The following is a 16,182-nucleotide window of genomic DNA, read 5'->3' as shown; positions in this document are numbered from 1 at the left end:
AGCCGGGCGCTAGGCCCGGCTTTCCGCATCTGCTGCCTGAAAGGCTTATGCAGAGTAGTACATGTCGAATTCGACCGGATGCGGGGTCATTTCGTAGCGCATGTTCTCTTCCATCTTCAGCTCGATGTAGCTGTCGATGAAGTCGTCATCGAACACGCCGCCAGCCTTGAGGAACTCGCGGTCGGCATCCAGCGACTGCAGGGCTTCACGCAGCGAGCCGCAGACGGTCGGGATCTCGGCCAGCTCTTCCGGCGGCAGGTCGTACAGGTTCTTGTCCATGGCGTCGCCCGGATGGATCTTGTTCTTGATGCCATCGAGACCGGCCATCAGCTGTGCAGCGAAGGCGAGGTAGGGGTTCGCGGTCGGGTCCGGGAAGCGGACTTCGATGCGCTTTGCCTTCGGCGAAGAGGTGTACGGGATGCGGCAGGAGGCCGAGCGGTTGCCCGAGGAATAGGCGAGCAGAACCGGAGCTTCGTAGCCCGGGACCAGACGCTTGTAGGAGTTGGTCGACGGGTTGGTGAAGGCGTTCAGGGCCTTGGCGTGCTTCAGGATGCCACCGATGTAGTACAGGCACATCTCGCTGAGGTCAGCGTAGAGGTTGCCGGCGAACAGCGGCTTGCCATCGCGCCAGATGGACTGGTGGCAGTGCATGCCCGAACCGTTGTCACCGAAGATCGGCTTCGGCATGAAGGTTGCGGTCTTGCCATAGGCGTTGGCGACCTGGTGAACCACATACTTGTAGATCTGCATGTGATCGGCGCAGACGGTCATGGTGTTGAACTTCACGCCCAGCTCGTGCTGTGCGGCAGCCACTTCGTGGTGGTGCTTCTCAACGGACACGCCCATCTCGGCCATGACGGTCAGCATCTCGGAACGCATGTCCTGGCAGCTGTCGATCGGCGGGACCGGGAAGTAGCCGCCCTTGACGCGCGGACGGTGGCCGAGGTTGCCGGCTTCGTACTCGGTGTCGAGGTTGCTCGGCAGCTCGTTGCTGTCCAGCTTGAAGCCCGTGTTGTACGGCTCGGATGCGAAACGCACGTCGTCGAAGATGAAGAATTCAGCTTCCGGGCCGAAGAAGATGGTGTCGCCGAAGCCGCCGGTCTTGACGTAGGCTTCTGCCTTCTTGGCGATGGAGCGCGGATCGCGGTTGTAGGTCTCGCCGGTGCGCGGATCGACGATGTCACACAGGATGACGAGGGTCGGCTGCGCGAAGAACGGGTCGATGTGAGCCGAGGACGGGTCCAGCACCAGGGTCATGTCGGAGGCGTCGATCGCCTTCCAGCCGGCGATGGAAGAGCCGTCGAAGGCAACGCCTTCAGCGAACATGTCTTCGTCAACGAGGCCAACGTCCATGGTGACGTGCTGCAGCTTGCCGCGCGGGTCGGTGAAGCGCAGGTCGACGAACTTGATGTCCTTGTCCTTGATTTCCTTAAGGATATCAGCAGCGGTGGTCATTATTCACTTCCCTATGTGTTCTGTTTTCACGTGGGCTTTTCTCGCAGCCTGAGGGCCTGCGCCTGTGGCGCAGCGGCTTTACGGATGCGAAACTCGGGAGCGGGGTATCCCCGCGAAACGGATTGAGAGGCTTCAGATGGCGTCCACGCCGGACTCGCCGGTACGGATGCGGACGGCTTCCTCGATGTTGGAGACGAAAATCTTGCCGTCGCCGATGCGCCCGGTCTGGGCTGCATTGCGAATCGCGTCAACGGCTTTTTCCACCATTTCGTCGGCGAGGACGATTTCGACCTTCACCTTCGGCAGGAAGTCGACGACATATTCTGCGCCGCGGTACAGCTCGGTGTGGCCCTTCTGACGGCCGAAGCCCTTGGCTTCGGTCACGGTGATGCCCTGAAGACCGACTTCCTGCAGCGCTTCCTTCACCTCGTCGAGCTTGAAGGGTTTGATGATCGCCTCGATCTTTTTCATCGTCTTGCGTCTCTCTCCGTTTCGGTGGCCATTGTCTGGCACGTTTCTGCGGCGGGGTCCGGATCGCGCGATCGGGGAGGCCCGTTGTTGCCCCCTCTCTTGCACGACGCGTGCCAACTTTCCTCACCACCCGAAAGCGCCGAAAAAAGGGGCATTGCGGACACTGTGGCCGATCCTGCGGGTTCCGCCAAGCGGATTTGCTGCCCGTTTTTTGCTCAATGTGATGCCTTATTGTGCAGTTAGTCATTTCTTGTGCTGGAGCGGGGCTGGAAAGGGCGGAATGCTGTGCGCCAAAGGGGCTTGCGTGTGCGGCTTCTATTGGCAACTCTGGCGCCCGTTTCAGAAGGCGGATGGGGATATGTCATGGTGCCGGGACTTGAACTGCTCTCGCCGCAGGAAATGCGCCGCGCCGATGCGCTGGCAATCGAGGCGGGCACGCCGGGGATCGAGCTTATGGAGCGCGCCGGGCGCGGTGTGGCCAATGCGGCGCGCGGCATGCTGGCGCCGGGGCAGGGGATTCTGGCGCTCTGCGGACCTGGCAACAACGGTGGCGACGGCTTCGTTGCCGCCCGGCTGCTGGCGCTCGAAGGTGTGCCGGTAATGCTGCTTCTGTGCGGGCAGCCGGAGCAGCTTTCGGGTGATGCCTGGAGCGCATGGCGGCGCATGGGTGAAGAGGCGGCCGACGGCATCCGGTTTCTGGAGCCGGGCGCCAATCCCTTCCTTGAAAGCGCAGAAACGGACGCCCCTCTGGTGATTGACGCACTGTTCGGTGCGGGGCTCTCCCGTCCCGTCACTGGATATGAAATGGAACTGGTCAACAGCCTCAATGCCTCGGGCCTGCACGTGTTGAGCGTCGATGTGCCGAGCGGACTGGATGGTGCGACGGGGGAGGTGAGGGGTGTTGCCGTCAAGGCTGCGCGCACTGTCACCTTCTGCCGGATGAAGCCGGGGCACCTGCTGTTGCCGGGCCGTCTTCTGTGCGGCGAGGTCGAGGTTCTCGATATCGGCATTACCAATGAAACGGTTCAGGCGGCAGGCGGGCCGGGGTGCTGGCGCAACGGGCCAGATGTATGGGGTGCTCTTGTGCCAAGGCCTCGGGTGGATGGGCACAAGTTCTCCCGTGGTCATGCAGTGGCCGTCTCCGGACCAGCTCACGCCACTGGTGCCATACGCCTGTCGGCAATGGCGGCACTGCGCAGCGGGGCGGGGCTGGTGACGGTTGCCTGCGAGCCATCGGCCACGATGGTTCTGGCGAACCATCTGACCACCATCATGCTTCACCCCTTGCGCGGTGAGGGCGCCATGGCCGGACTTCTGTCGGACAGCCGCATCACGGCGCTTGTCTATGGTCCGGGTGCGGGGCTGGGAGCGGAAACGCAGGCGCTGGTGCTGGATCTTGTGGCCTCCGGCAAGGGGCTGGTGCTGGATGCTGACGCGCTTTCGAGTTTTGCAGGAACGGAAACACTTCTTTTCGTTACCATTGAAAAGAGGGTGCGCGGCGGTGCGCAGCCCCCGGTTCTGACGCCGCATGCGGGCGAATTCGGCCGCCTTTTCCCGGATCTGCTGCCGGCCGTGTCGGGTCTCGGCAAGCTGGATGCAGCCCGTGCTGCAGCGCAGCGCAGCCGCTCTGTCATTATATACAAGGGTGCCGACACGGTGATTGCCTCGCCGGACGGGCGGGCGGTCATCAACGCCAATGGCACGCCCTGGCTGGCAACGGCCGGCTCAGGTGACGTGCTGGCCGGAACCGTAACCGGGCTGCTGGCGCAAGGGCTGCCATCCTTCGAGGCGGCTGCCATGGGCGTGTGGATGCATGGCCGCGCGGCGGAGATTGCCGGGGCCGGGCTGATCGCGGATGACCTTTTGCCGGCTCTGAAGGATGTGGTGCAGGAGCTTTCCGCGTAGAAATGGCCGCTGCCGCCATTTTTGCTTTGATGCGGCAGGGACGGGTGCTATAGAGGCCCCGCCTTGGCTACGGGCGCTGTTGAGCGTTTTTGGCGGCAGGAAGTGACCTGCCGTCCGGAAAGCGTTCCAGACTCAAAGCCCCGGGCATGATCCTGCCGTTCCGGCTCGCAAGGCCTGACTGCATCATGTTCAGGGCCGTCGCGGGCGTGGTGGAACTGGTAGACACGCCAGATTTAGGTTCTGGTGGCGTAAGCCGTGGGGGTTCAAGTCCCTCCGCCCGCACCAAGTCATGGGTCTTGAGGAGTGCCGGCCGCAGGCAGCCGATCTGGGCAACCGGTCCAGAGATGAACTGGTCCAGAGCGTAGCGGCCCCCCTTTCAAAGAGGCCCGTCATGGGCTGATCGAAAACACGAAGATGGAACGCTGGTTCCATACCGAGGACGAAGCATACTACCATGCAGGTGACCGAAACCCTTTCCGAGGGCCTCAAGCGCGAACTGAAAGTCGTTATTCCGGCGACCGAACTGGCGGCCAAGCTTGAAACGTACCTCGACGAACTGAAGTCCAAGGTGCGCATCAACGGCTTCCGTCCGGGCAAGGTCCCGGCCGCGCATCTGAAGCGCATGTATGGCCGTCAGGCCATGGCCGAAATCCTGAGCAACACGATTCAGGAAACCAGCCAGAAGGCCATTGAAGAGCGCAACGAGCGCCCGGCCCTGCAGCCCGAGATCGACCTGCCGGACAACGAGGCAGAGGCGATTCTGGAAGGCAATGCCGACCTCGCCTACAAGATGAGCTACGACCTGCTGCCGCAGTTCGACATCATCGACTTCTCCGGCATCGAGATCGAGCGTCCGGTCGTCGAGATCTCCGAAGAAGGCGTGATGGAGCAGGTCTCCTCGATCGCCGAGAGCAACCGTCCGTTCGAGAGCAAGGGCGAAGGCGCCGTTGCCGAAAACGGCGACCGCGTCACCATGTCCTACCTTGGCAAGCTCGACGGCGTTCCCTTCGACGGCGGCGCTGACGAGAACGGCCAGCTGGTGCTCGGCTCCGGCCAGTTCATCCCCGGCTTCGAGGAAGGCGTCCTCGGCATGAAGCAGGGTGAGGAAAAGGTCATCTCCGTGACCTTCCCGGAAGACTACCCGGCTGCGCAGCTCGCCGGCAAGGAAGTCACCTTCGACATCGTCCTCAAGGACGTTGCCGCTCCCGGTGAAGCGAAGATCGACGAAGACTTCGCCAAGAGCCTCGGCCTTGAGTCGCTGGACAGCCTGAAGGGCATCATCCGCGGCCAGATCGAGAGCCAGTTCGGCGCCATGACCCGCCAGCGCGTCAAGCGCCAGCTGCTGGACAAGATGGACGAGTCCTACTCGTTCGAACTGCCGTCCAAGCTGCTCGAGACCGAGTTCCAGAACATCTGGAATCAGGTTGAGGCCGACATGAAGCGCAACGGCAAGACCTTCGAAGAAGAAGGCACCACGGAAGAGGCCGCCAAGGCCGACTACCGCAAGATCGCCGAGCGCCGCGTGCGCCTGGGTCTGGTGCTCTCCGAAATCGGCGAGAAGAACAAGATCGAAGTGACGGACGAGGAAGTCCAGCGCGCGCTCTATGACCGCGTGCGCCAGTTCCCCGGCCAGGAGCGTCAGGTGTTCGAGTTCTACAAGAGCAACCCGCAGGCTCTCGCCTCGCTGCGCGCTCCGATCTATGAGGAAAAGGTCGTCGACTTCATCCTCTCCCTCGCCAAGGTGACCGACAAGACCGTTACCAAGGAAGAGCTGGAGAAGCTCGTCGCCGAGGACGAGGACGAGGCTGCCTCGAACTGATCCCATAGGGACTTGGCGATGCGGCGTGGGGGCTTTAACCTTGCCTTCACGCCGCATCTGCAACAGTCTTGAGTTGCTGGCGGCATCCCCTATGTATGGGTGTCGCTTTTTTCGACTCAAAGGGATCGCGCACTGGTGCGGTGCCTGACTGACGAAGATGCGTTTCAACGCTGTCTGCCCGCGCCCCGGTGGCCTGCGGGCGGCAAAGCCAGAAGATGGATGAGGTATGCAGGATCCTGTCGAATTCTACACGAACACGCTCGTGCCGATGGTCGTCGAGCAGACCAGCCGCGGCGAACGGGCCTTCGACATCTACTCGCGCCTCCTGAAGGAACGCATCATTTTCCTCACCGGCCCAGTTGAGGATCACATGGCGACGCTGATCTGCGCGCAGTTGCTGTTCCTTGAGTCGGAAAACCCGACGAAGGAAATCTCGATCTACATCAACTCGCCCGGCGGCCTCGTGACGGCCGGCCTGGCGATCTACGACACGATGCAGTTCATCCGGCCGGAAGTGTCGACGCTCTGCATCGGTCAGGCTGCCTCCATGGGCTCGCTGCTGCTGGCGGCCGGCCACAAGGGCTCCCGCTTTGCGCTTCCGAATGCGCGCGTCATGGTGCACCAGCCGTCCGGCGGGTTCCGTGGCCAGGCATCCGACATCATGCTGCATGCGAAGGAAATTCTCAGCCTGAAGCGCCGCCTCAATGAAATCTACGTGAAGCACACGGGCCAGACCCTCGACCAGGTGGAAGAGGCTCTTGAGCGCGACAACTTCATGACGGCGGATACGGCAAAGGAATTCGGCATCATCGACAATGTGATTGCCGACCGCAACAGCCTCTCTGGCGGCGAAAGCGCCTGAGGGGTATGAGGGAAGGGAGCTTTGCCAGCTCCTCTTCCTTCAACAGGTCATTGTTTGGATGACCGGCTTAAACGAATGTTGATCTTTACGGGCGAAGCATGGAGCATGTTTGTTCGTAAAGGCCGGAAAAGCGGTCTCGGACCGGAACCGGAGCGGCTGGACGGGCCAGCTTCGGGAGACAGAAAGGAAGGGGCGTGCCCCTTCCGGAACCTGCGGGGTTGAATAGATGACGAAGGCCAGCGGCAGCGACTCCAAGAATACGCTCTACTGCTCGTTCTGCGGCAAGAGCCAGCATGAAGTTCGCAAGCTGATCGCCGGTCCGACTGTTTTCATCTGCGATGAATGTGTCGAGCTGTGCATGGACATCATACGCGAGGAGAACAAGTCCTCGCTGGTGAAATCACGCGACGGGATTCCGACGCCGCAAGAGATTCGCCGTGTCCTCGATGACTACGTGATCGGGCAGAACAGCGCCAAGAAGGTGCTGTCCGTGGCGGTTCACAACCACTACAAGCGCCTGAACCACGCCAGCAAGAACAACGATGTCGAACTGGCCAAGTCCAACATCCTGCTGTGCGGCCCCACCGGCTGCGGCAAGACGCTGCTGGCCCAGACGCTCGCGCGCATCCTGGATGTGCCCTTCACCATGGCCGATGCCACCACGCTGACGGAAGCCGGCTACGTGGGTGAGGACGTGGAGAACATCATCCTCAAGCTGCTTCAGGCCGCCGACTACAATGTAGAGCGGGCGCAGCGCGGCATTGTCTACATCGACGAGGTGGACAAGATCAGCCGCAAGGCCGACAACCCGTCCATCACCCGCGATGTGTCGGGCGAGGGCGTGCAGCAGGCCCTGCTGAAGATCATGGAAGGCACTGTGGCCTCCGTTCCGCCGCAGGGCGGGCGCAAGCATCCGCAGCAGGAATTCCTGCAGGTGGACACGACCAACATCCTGTTCATCTGCGGCGGCGCCTTTGCCGGTCTCGACAAGATCATCTCCGACCGCGGCCGCAAGTCCACCATCGGCTTCAAGGCCAATGTGGTGGGCCCGGAAGACCGCCGCATCGGCGAGCTGTTCTCCGAGCTTGAGCCCGAGGATCTGCTGAAGTTCGGCCTGATCCCGGAGTTCGTCGGCCGTCTGCCGGTCATTGCAACGCTGGAAGACCTCGATGAGGAAGCGCTGGTGACGATCCTGACCGAGCCGAAGAACGCTCTGGTCAAGCAGTACCAGCGTCTGTTCGAGATGGAGAACGTGGAACTGACCTTCCACGACGAGGCCCTCAAGGCGATTGCCCGCCGCGCCATCGAGCGCAAGACGGGCGCCCGCGGCCTGCGCTCCATCCTGGAAGCGATCCTGCTCGACACCATGTACGAGCTGCCCGGTCTCAAGGGCGTCAAGGAAGTTGTCATCTCCCCGGAAGTGGTGGATGGCAAGGCCCGTCCTCTCTACATCTACGAGGACCGTGCCGAGACCACGGCAACGAGCGCCTGAGCCTTGCGTTCACGCAATTCTGAAATGCCGCCTCCGGGCGGCATTTTTTGTTCCGGCCAGGGTGTAAATGGTGGTTTTTCCCTGCTTCTGACAGGCGCTCGCAGGATAGTGCCCGTTCGTCAACAGGCAAGCTCAAGGGATATTGCTGCCTTGCCTTGACACCCATGGTGCGGGTGTCCACCTAATAGACCATGACGATGGTTTGGCGGCTGACATTCGTGCTCATGCGAGGCGGGATCAGCCGGCCCTCATCCGGACCACCCCGGGACCGGAGGGCCATCAAAAAGCACTGCATGCGGTCCCCCTCCCAGGACGCAGCCGTGCGGCAAGAAAGGAATGGACATGAGCGAATCTGAAACGCGCTCCCTCAACGAGGCGGACAAGACGGTTTATCCCGTGCTGCCGCTGCGCGACATTGTCGTGTTTCCGCACATGATCGTGCCCCTGTTTGTCGGCCGGGAAAAATCGATCCGCGCCCTCGAAGAGGTCATGACGTCCGACAAGCACATTCTTCTGGCCACCCAGATCAACGCGGCGGATGATGATCCGGCGACGGACCAGATCTACGAGGTCGGCACGCTGGCGACAGTGCTGCAGCTGCTGAAGCTGCCCGACAACACCGTCAAGGTGCTGGTCGAGGGCGGGGCCCGCGCCAAGATCACCAATTACACCGGCCGCGAGGACTTCTACGAGGCCGAAGCTGTGGTGCTTCCCGAGAAGGACGGTGAGAACATCGAGATCGAAGCTCTGGCGCGTTCTGTCGTTGCCGAGTTCGAGAACTATGTGAAGCTGAACAAGAAGGTATCGCCGGAGGTTCTGGGCACGATCAACCAGATCGAGGATTACTCGAAGCTGGCCGATACCATCGCCTCGCACCTTGCCATCAAGATTCCGGAGAAGCAGGACATTCTTGCCATCGTCTCGGTGGCCGAGCGTCTGGAGCGCGTGCTCGGGCTGATGGAGAGCGAAATCTCCGTCCTGCAGGTGGAGAAGCGTATCCGCTCGCGCGTCAAGCGCCAGATGGAGAAGACCCAGCGCGAGTACTATCTCAACGAGCAGATGAAGGCGATCCAGAAGGAGCTTGGCGACGGCGAAGATGGCCGCGACGAGCTGGCTGAACTGGAAGAACGCATCAAGAAGACCAAGCTCAGCAAGGAAGCGCGCGAGCGTGCCCAGGCCGAGATCAAGAAGCTCAAGCAGATGAGCCCCATGTCGGCGGAAGCCACCGTGGTGCGGAACTATCTGGACTGGCTGCTTGGCATTCCCTGGGGCAAGAAGAGCAAGGTCAAGCATGACCTGTCGCTCGCTGAAAAGGTGCTCGACACCGATCACTTCGGCCTCGACAAGGTCAAGGAGCGCATCGTCGAGTACCTTGCGGTTCAGGCCCGCGCCAACAAGCTGAAGGGGCCGATCCTGTGCCTTGTCGGCCCTCCGGGCGTCGGCAAGACCTCGCTTGGCAAGTCCATCGCCAAGGCAACGGGACGCGAGTTCGTGCGCATCTCGCTGGGCGGCGTGCGGGACGAAGCCGAGATTCGCGGCCACCGCCGCACCTACATCGGCTCGATGCCCGGCAAGGTCATCCAGTCGATGAAGAAGGCAAAACGCTCCAACCCGCTCTTCCTGCTCGACGAGATCGACAAGATGGGCATGGACTTCCGTGGCGACCCGTCTTCGGCCCTGCTGGAGGTGCTGGATCCGGAACAGAACAGCACCTTCATGGATCACTATCTGGAGGTCGAATACGACCTTTCGGACGTGATGTTCGTGACGACGGCCAACACGCTGAATATCCCCGGTCCGCTGATGGACCGTATGGAGATCATCCGCATCGCCGGTTACACGGAAGATGAGAAGCTGGAAATCGCCCGCCGTCACCTGTTGCCGAAGTCCGAAAGGGACCACGGTCTGAAGGAGGGAGAGTTCTCCGTTGGCGAAGAGGCCCTGCGTTTCGTGATTCGCCGCTACACCCGCGAGGCGGGCGTGCGTAATCTTGAGCGCGAACTGGCGACACTGGCCCGTAAGGCGGTGAAGGACATCCTGATGACCGGCGTGAAGACGGTTGCTGTGGATGAGGCGCTGGTCGAGAAGTATCTCGGTGTGCCGCGCTACCGTTATGGTCAGGCAGAGCTCGAGGATCAGGTCGGTGTGGTAACCGGTCTTGCCTGGACGGAAGTGGGCGGCGAGCTGCTGACCATCGAAGGCGTCATGATGCCCGGCAAGGGTAAAATGACGGTCACGGGCAACCTGCGTGACGTGATGAAGGAGTCCATCTCCGCCGCAGCGTCCTATGTGCGCTCGCGTGCGGTTGACTTCGGCATTCAGCCGCCGCTGTTCGACAAGCGCGACATCCACGTGCACGTGCCGGAAGGCGCAACGCCCAAGGATGGCCCGTCTGCGGGCATCGCCATGGCCACTGCCGTCATCTCGGTCATGACCGGCATTCCGGTCCGCCGTGATGTGGCGATGACGGGTGAGATCACCTTGCGCGGCCGGATCCTGCCGATTGGCGGGCTCAAGGAGAAGCTGCTTGCGGCGCTGCGCGGCGGTATCAAGACCGTGATGATCCCGGAAGACAACGCCAAGGATCTGGCGGATATTCCGGACAGCGTGAAGAACGGGATGGAAATCATCCCGGTCTCCAGCATGGAGCAGGTCCTGAAGACAGCCCTGTTGCGGATGCCGGAGGCGATTGAATGGGATGAGGCGGCCCAGGCGGCTGCAACTTCTGATCAGCGTCCCAGTGACGATGATGCGTCCGGTTTGATTGCACATTGAAGCGTGAACGCATGAAATAATTGGAGCCCCGGCCTGTGCCGGGGCTTTTTTCTTGGAGAATCGGGTGAAAATGGCGGTTTTCTGCGAAAAAATGGCTTGCTTTGCCGTCTGTTTCGCACGAATTTCCGGCCAGCGGCTTTGGCGAGAATCGCCTGCTTTCCGCCGTTTTGTAGAAAGGGACTGCTATGAACAAGAACGATCTGATCGCGGCCGTGGCTGAGAAGACTGGCCTGACCAAGGCTCAGGCCGGTGAAGCCGTCGACGCCACGTTCGACGCCGTGACCCAGGCGCTCAAGGGCGGTGACGAAGTCCGCATCATCGGCTTTGGCAACTTCTCGGTTTCCGAGCGTGCTGCCACCGAAGGCCGTAACCCGCGCACTGGCGAAACGATCAAGATCCCGGCTTCCAAGACGCCGAAGTTCAAGGCCGGCAAGGGCCTCAAGGACGCCGTGAACGCCTGAGGCAGTTCCGGAGCCTTTGCCGGTCCGTTCGCACGGCTCCGGTAAGGCCCATCCGAAAACCCGCGTATGGTCTCCATGCGCGGGTTTTTCTGTTTCGTTGAGCAGAGGCAGGGGAGCGGCTGCGCTTCTCCCGTGTGCATGATATGCCGGAGAGAGCCGGTTTTCTTGCCTCCGTCCACGTATCTGACAGCCCGCTATCAACAGGTTATCCAGAACCGCCGGTAAAAATACGCCAAAGCGTCTACCCCCTTGCCAAGCCAGATCAATGCCCCTAAAAGACGGGCTTCCGGATCGCCCAGATCCGGCTGGCCATCAGTGCCGGGCGGTTAGCTCAGTTGGTAGAGCGCCTCGTTTACACCGAGGATGTCGGGAGTTCGAGTCTCTCACCGCCCACCATTTACTCCCAGACATTCAGCAGTTCCTTGCATGGCGCGCTTCCATGCCATTGCATTTATGTGTCCTGACTTCCTGTGTCTGGATGCCGGGCTTGCTTGGGCCTGTTCTCGTAAGTTGTTATTTTTAATACGTATTTTTCATTATCCTGCAGTTTGCATTTTATTTTTTACCTCTGCCTAATTGTGATCCTCTAAGCTGCAATGTGCGGTTTGTGAGGGTTGTTGTATGAGCGTGCAGGACGTCTTGAAGAAATATGCGGTTACGGCAAGCGGGAAGGGTGGAGTTCCGATCATCTTTGCTCATGGTCTGGGATGCGATCAGGCGATGTGGAAGGATGTGGCGCCCGCATTTGAGACGTCCAACCAGGTGATTCTGTTTGACCTGATCGGGTTTGGCAATTCGGATCACAGCTGTTTCAGCTATGAGCGGTATCAGTCGCTTTCCGATTATGCGGATGATTGCATCGAACTCGTGGAGAATCTCTGTTCCGAGCCGGTCATGTTCGTTGGTCATTCCGTCAGCGCCATGATTGGCGTTCTGGCGGCCAGAAAGCGGCCGGAGCTGTTCAGGCAGCTGGTGCTGATTGGTCCGTCCCCGTGCTATCTGAATGATCAGGAGTATCAGGGAGGGTTCAGCGCTGCAGACATTGAAGGTCTGATTGAGGCGATGCGCTCGAACTATCTTGGCTGGGTGAAAGGGATTGCTCCGGTGATCATGGGCAATCCGGAGCGCCCGGATCTGACTGCGGCGCTGGAAGACAGCTTCTGCAGGACAGACCCAGAAGTGGCACAGCATTTCGCGGCTCTGACGTTCTGGAGTGACAACCGCAGCGATCTGGCGTCCGTCACCACGCCGGCCCTGATCATCCAGTGCTCCGACGATTTCATCGCCCCCCAGAGTGTTGGCCGGTATGTCGCCGCGCAGATGCCCAACGCCCAATTCGTCGAACTCGAGGTTACGGGGCATTGCCCGCATGTGAGCCACCCTGCAGACGTCATTGAAGAGATCAGGTGTTATGCCGGACTACCTGTCCCCCACGGCTGATTCTGCCGGGCCTCTTGATGCGTGGTACGAGGCCGCTTGCGCGCTTGCGGTCGTTGATACCTCGTTCCGCGTGGCCCGCGCCAACAGGCTGTTCTGCCGTCTTGCGGGCATTGACGAAAATGAAGCAGAGGGTAAGCGACTCAGCAGCTTCATGAGCAGGCCAAGCCGGATCTATTTTGAAAGTGTTCTGGCTCCGCTCCTGCATGTCGAAGGCGCCTGCTTTGAAGTTGCGCTCAGCCTGGAGGCTGCGTCCTCATCCACGCCCGTTCTGGTCAACATCACGGTCCGGACGGGTATCTCGCCGCGGCTTTACGATGTTGCTGTTTTTCCGGCGCCTGAGCGGCGCTCCTTTGAAGAACAGCTGCTCAGTCTCAAGATCGGCGCCGAGCGGCGGGCTGCCTGGCTGGCCCAGCTTGAGGCTCTTTCGGGTATCGGGGCCTGGACCTATGAGCTCCGGACGGGACGGATGCTCTGGTCCAGCCGAACCTATGAGCTTTACGGAATCAGCCATGGCACGGATATCGATCTCGAAACCGCTCTGCGGCCCTTTGCGCCTGCGGTCCGCAGAATGATCGAGGAAATGCTGGCCCAGCCGGATCTGGCCACCTTGGCACCTGTGTCCCATGAAGTGGAGTTCAGACAACCGCCGGGTCTGGTCCGCCGGTTCAAGATTGCAGGTCATGGCAGTGTCAATCAACTCGGTGAGCCGGTGGTTCAAGGCGTTCTGCAGGACATTACGGACGCCTATAACAGTCAGCTGGACCTGTGGCGTGCTGCCCATTTCGACCAGATCACGAAACTCGGCAATCGCTATCATTTCAACGAAGAACTGTCAGGCCGGACGGATCCTGAGGGGACGGCGCCGGGGTTCTTTCTGTTCATCATCGATCTTGATGGCTTCAAGGCCGTCAATGACACCCACGGCCACCGCGCAGGAGACGAGGTTCTCAAGGAAGTGAGCCGCCGCATCAGCCTGTACGCAACCTCAGGCAGTTTTCGTCTCGGCGGCGATGAATTCGCGCTGATCATTGATGCGCAGCCTGGGACAGATACAGCGAAAGCTCTGGCGCAGCATCTGCTGACGGACATCGCCCGTCCGATCGATATCGTGAAGGAGACTGTCTGCGTCAGCGCATCCATAGGGATTTCGCATTACCCGTCCGACGGCTGCGAAAGCGATCTGCTTCTGCATGCAGCGGATTGCGCCATGTATGCTGCCAAGAAGAACGGCAAGAATCAGTTTGCGGTGTTCCAGCCTGGGGCGGCGGCAGGCTTCTGAGGGCCCGGTCAGGGGCAGGGTGGGGCGTCTGCCCAGCAAAAAACCGGCGGAGTGATCCGCCGGTTTCTGAGAGCGGGGGCAGGGGACTGCCCGCCGTGTCTGACATCAGGCGGCAGCGACAGCGCGCAGGAACGTCTCGATGCGATTGCGCAAGTCTTCCGTGCTGCGGGCGGTCTGGGTGGAGTTCTGCAGCACGTCTTCTGCCGTCTGTGAAGTGCGCGTTGCGCCGTCGGCGACATGATGCATGTTTTCCGTCGCCATACGCGTGCCCTGAGCGGCTTCCTGAACGTTCGCAGAGATCTCCCGCGTTGCCTTGCCTTGCTCTTCCACAGCCCCGGAAATGGCGGTGGTATAGCCATTCACTTCTTCCATGATGTCGGTGATCTCTTCGATCACGGCAACGGTTTCGCGGGTGGACGCCTGGATGGCAGAGATTTGCGAAGAGATTTCTTCCGTTGCCTTGGAGGTCTGGTTGGCCAGTTCCTTGACTTCTGCAGCAACGACCGCAAAGCCCTTGCCAGCTTCACCGGCGCGTGCTGCCTCGATCGTGGCGTTGAGGGCGAGCAGGTTGGTCTGTTCGGCAATAGCCTGAATGAGGCTGACCACCTCGCCGATCTTCTGTGCGGCAGCGTCTAGGCTGGCGACCTTCTGATTCGACTGGGCGGCACTGGTGGTGGCTTTGCCGACGATGATGCTGCTCTGGCTGACCTGGCGGTTGATCTCGCCGATTGAAGCAGACAGTTCTTCTGCGGCCGAGGCAACTGTCTGCACGTTGGCGGTTGCCTGTTCCGAGGCAGCTGCGGCACTGCCGGAGGTCTCTTCGGTGCGGGTGGCGATCTGTTTCAGTGCGATTGCGGCTTCGTTCAGGCGGCTGGTGTTGTCGGCCACCACACTGAGTGCCTGCTGCGATTCGACCTTGAAGCTTTCGATCATGCTGGCAATTGCTTCCTGGCGCTGATGCTCGCGCAGGCGGTCTGCCTCGGTCTGGCTCTCAAGCTTCTGCCGGGTAAGGCCATTTTCGCGGAATACGTTGACGGAGCGGATCATGTCGCCGATCTCGTCCTGACGGCCCGTTCCATCAATCTCCGAGCCGAAGTTGCCGTCAGCGATCTCCAGCATGCGCAGCGACAGGCCGCGCAGCGGGCGCGCGATGGAGCGGGCAACGAGAACCGCGAGCGTCACGCAAGCCAGAACCAGTACGGCCATGAGGCCGGCGCTGCTGATGGCTGTGCGCCAGTAGGCTGCATTGATATCTTCCAGCAGCACGCCCGAACCCAGCACCCAGCCCCAGGGCTGGAAGTAGGAAACGTAGCTCACCTTCGGCAGCACCACGTTGTTCGGGTCCTTCCACGAATAGGCAACATAGGCGCTGCCCTTGGTCTTGGCCTCGGTCACAAACTCACGGATGTGCTGCTTGCCATCTCCGTCAGTGGAATTGATCAGATTCTTGCCTTCATTGGCAGGCTTGGCCGGATGCACCAGGCTGGTGCCGGACGCATCATAGACAAAGACGTAGTCCTTGCCGGAATTGTAGAGCATGCCGCGAAGGGCATTGCGGGCAGCAAGCTGCGCATCGGATTCGCTCATCTCGCCCTTGGCCGCGCGGGCCTGATAGGTGAGAGCCACATTCTGCGCCGCCTCAACAACACTCTTGATCTCTGTACGCTTGAACGCGTTCAGGTTTTCGCCAAGTGCATAAAGCTGGTACGCAAAGGCAGCTGCGAAACACAGACTGAACAGTCCGACGAGTGCATAGAGCTTGCCGCTCACAGTCTTTGGTGTTCCGAATTTCATTTTGAAACTTCCTCAGATGCAGAGTTTCTCCCGGTCGCACTATGCGTGGTATCATTTAATAATTCAGAAAAACGCTGCGTCATTCGGGCTGGTTCTTCTGGTTGTATATTTTGATCTATGTAGTGCTCCGGCTGTGTGGTGGATTGCGTCGTCCGGAAGGAGCTGCAGCTTTTTGCGGGCTGTGAGAATTTATCCACAGAGCTGCAGCTTATCTGGCGATGCAAGGTGGCGGGTTTCTGCCTTTTTTGAAAAACAGGTCATTCGCCGGTTCAGGGGTGCTTGACTTCCGTCCAGGGGCGCCGTACATCGGCACCACTTCGCGGCGCCGGAAGGTTGCTGCGGGGGAAACGAAGCGGGTGTAGCTCAGTTGGTTAGAGTGCCGGCCTGTCACGCCGGAGGTCGCGGGTTCGAGCCCCGTCACTCGCGCCA

The 16,182-nt window shown here is 60.7% G+C and carries 11 protein-coding genes and 3 tRNA genes; 11 read left to right on the top strand and 3 right to left on the bottom strand.

All coding sequences use genetic code 11. The features are described from left to right. Window positions 1-45: 45 nt before the first annotated feature. Both glnA and V6L75_RS02535 read right to left on the bottom strand, forming a co-directional pair. A complete protein-coding gene (gene glnA / locus V6L75_RS02540; RefSeq protein WP_334249938.1) occupies window positions 46-1,455 on the bottom strand; it encodes a type I glutamate--ammonia ligase in 1,410 nt (469 codons plus the stop codon). A gap of 132 nt (window positions 1,456-1,587) precedes the next feature. Then, window positions 1,588-1,926: a P-II family nitrogen regulator gene (locus V6L75_RS02535; protein WP_019964692.1), complete on the bottom strand. Its 339-nt coding sequence runs from the start codon at window positions 1,924-1,926 to the stop codon at window positions 1,588-1,590. A gap of 363 nt (window positions 1,927-2,289) precedes the next feature. Between V6L75_RS02535 and V6L75_RS02530 the strand changes: the two genes are divergently transcribed. From V6L75_RS02530 to V6L75_RS02485, 10 genes are all read left to right on the top strand, one after another. Next, window positions 2,290-3,831 (top strand): NAD(P)H-hydrate dehydratase, encoded by a 1,542-nt coding sequence (locus V6L75_RS02530; protein WP_334249937.1) that lies wholly within the window; start codon window positions 2,290-2,292, stop codon window positions 3,829-3,831. 200 nt (window positions 3,832-4,031) lie between these two features. Next, a tRNA-Leu gene (locus V6L75_RS02525) sits at window positions 4,032-4,116 on the top strand. Between the two features lie 169 nt (window positions 4,117-4,285). After that, window positions 4,286-5,650, top strand: a complete 1,365-nt coding sequence (tig, locus tag V6L75_RS02520) for a trigger factor (protein ID WP_334249936.1) — start codon at window positions 4,286-4,288, stop codon at window positions 5,648-5,650. A gap of 226 nt (window positions 5,651-5,876) precedes the next feature. Continuing rightward, on the top strand, window positions 5,877-6,512 hold the full coding sequence (clpP, locus tag V6L75_RS02515; protein WP_019964689.1) for an ATP-dependent Clp endopeptidase proteolytic subunit ClpP: 636 nt from the start codon (window positions 5,877-5,879) through the stop codon (window positions 6,510-6,512). Window positions 6,513-6,738: 226 nt separating this feature from the next. After that, entirely contained in the window at window positions 6,739-8,004 is a 1,266-nt protein-coding gene (gene clpX / locus V6L75_RS02510; RefSeq protein ID WP_334249935.1) for an ATP-dependent Clp protease ATP-binding subunit ClpX, read from the top strand. 336 nt (window positions 8,005-8,340) lie between these two features. Continuing rightward, entirely contained in the window at window positions 8,341-10,779 is a 2,439-nt protein-coding gene (gene lon / locus V6L75_RS02505) for an endopeptidase La (protein WP_425498650.1), read from the top strand. Between the two features lie 185 nt (window positions 10,780-10,964). Next, on the top strand, window positions 10,965-11,240 hold the full coding sequence (locus V6L75_RS02500; protein ID WP_334249933.1) for an HU family DNA-binding protein: 276 nt from the start codon (window positions 10,965-10,967) through the stop codon (window positions 11,238-11,240). Window positions 11,241-11,560: 320 nt separating this feature from the next. Beyond that, a tRNA-Val gene (locus V6L75_RS02495) sits at window positions 11,561-11,636 on the top strand. 225 nt (window positions 11,637-11,861) lie between these two features. After that, the gene (locus tag V6L75_RS02490) at window positions 11,862-12,680 is read left to right on the top strand and encodes an alpha/beta fold hydrolase (RefSeq protein ID WP_334249932.1); all 819 of its coding nucleotides are present in this window, start codon (window positions 11,862-11,864) and stop codon (window positions 12,678-12,680) included. Continuing rightward, complete coding sequence (locus tag V6L75_RS02485; RefSeq protein ID WP_334249931.1) at window positions 12,652-13,959, top strand: sensor domain-containing diguanylate cyclase; 1,308 nt, start codon at window positions 12,652-12,654, stop codon at window positions 13,957-13,959. The genes V6L75_RS02490 and V6L75_RS02485 overlap by 29 nt, the downstream gene beginning before the upstream one ends. Before the next feature lie 105 nt (window positions 13,960-14,064). Here V6L75_RS02485 and V6L75_RS02480 read toward each other — a convergent pair whose 3' ends face one another. Further along, a complete protein-coding gene (locus tag V6L75_RS02480) occupies window positions 14,065-15,753 on the bottom strand; it encodes a methyl-accepting chemotaxis protein (protein ID WP_334249930.1) in 1,689 nt (562 codons plus the stop codon). A 352-nt stretch (window positions 15,754-16,105) separates the two neighbouring features. Here V6L75_RS02480 and V6L75_RS02475 point away from each other — a divergent pair. Continuing rightward, window positions 16,106-16,182: transfer RNA gene (locus V6L75_RS02475), tRNA-Asp, on the top strand.

Source organism: Pannonibacter anstelovis (assembly GCF_036881715.1).
Lineage (GTDB): Bacteria > Pseudomonadota > Alphaproteobacteria > Rhizobiales > Stappiaceae > Pannonibacter > Pannonibacter anstelovis.
The sequence above is the reverse complement of the archived record's forward strand: the minus strand, read 5'-3'. Positions and strand labels throughout refer to the sequence as shown.

Coding starts and splice junctions, on each gene's coding strand:
- lon (WP_425498650.1), top strand. CDS start 8,341: ATGGACATGAGCGAATCTGAAACGCGCTCCCTCAACGAGGCGGACAAG.
- V6L75_RS02485 (WP_334249931.1), top strand. CDS start 12,652: ATGCCGGACTACCTGTCCCCCACGGCTGATTCTGCCGGGCCTCTTGAT.
- clpP (WP_019964689.1), top strand. CDS start 5,877: ATGCAGGATCCTGTCGAATTCTACACGAACACGCTCGTGCCGATGGTC.
- V6L75_RS02500 (WP_334249933.1), top strand. CDS start 10,965: ATGAACAAGAACGATCTGATCGCGGCCGTGGCTGAGAAGACTGGCCTG.
- V6L75_RS02480 (WP_334249930.1), bottom strand. CDS start 15,753: ATGAAATTCGGAACACCAAAGACTGTGAGCGGCAAGCTCTATGCACTC.
- V6L75_RS02530 (WP_334249937.1), top strand. CDS start 2,290: ATGGTGCCGGGACTTGAACTGCTCTCGCCGCAGGAAATGCGCCGCGCC.
- glnA (WP_334249938.1), bottom strand. CDS start 1,455: ATGACCACCGCTGCTGATATCCTTAAGGAAATCAAGGACAAGGACATC.
- V6L75_RS02535 (WP_019964692.1), bottom strand. CDS start 1,926: ATGAAAAAGATCGAGGCGATCATCAAACCCTTCAAGCTCGACGAGGTG.
- tig (WP_334249936.1), top strand. CDS start 4,286: ATGCAGGTGACCGAAACCCTTTCCGAGGGCCTCAAGCGCGAACTGAAA.
- clpX (WP_334249935.1), top strand. CDS start 6,739: ATGACGAAGGCCAGCGGCAGCGACTCCAAGAATACGCTCTACTGCTCG.
- V6L75_RS02490 (WP_334249932.1), top strand. CDS start 11,862: ATGAGCGTGCAGGACGTCTTGAAGAAATATGCGGTTACGGCAAGCGGG.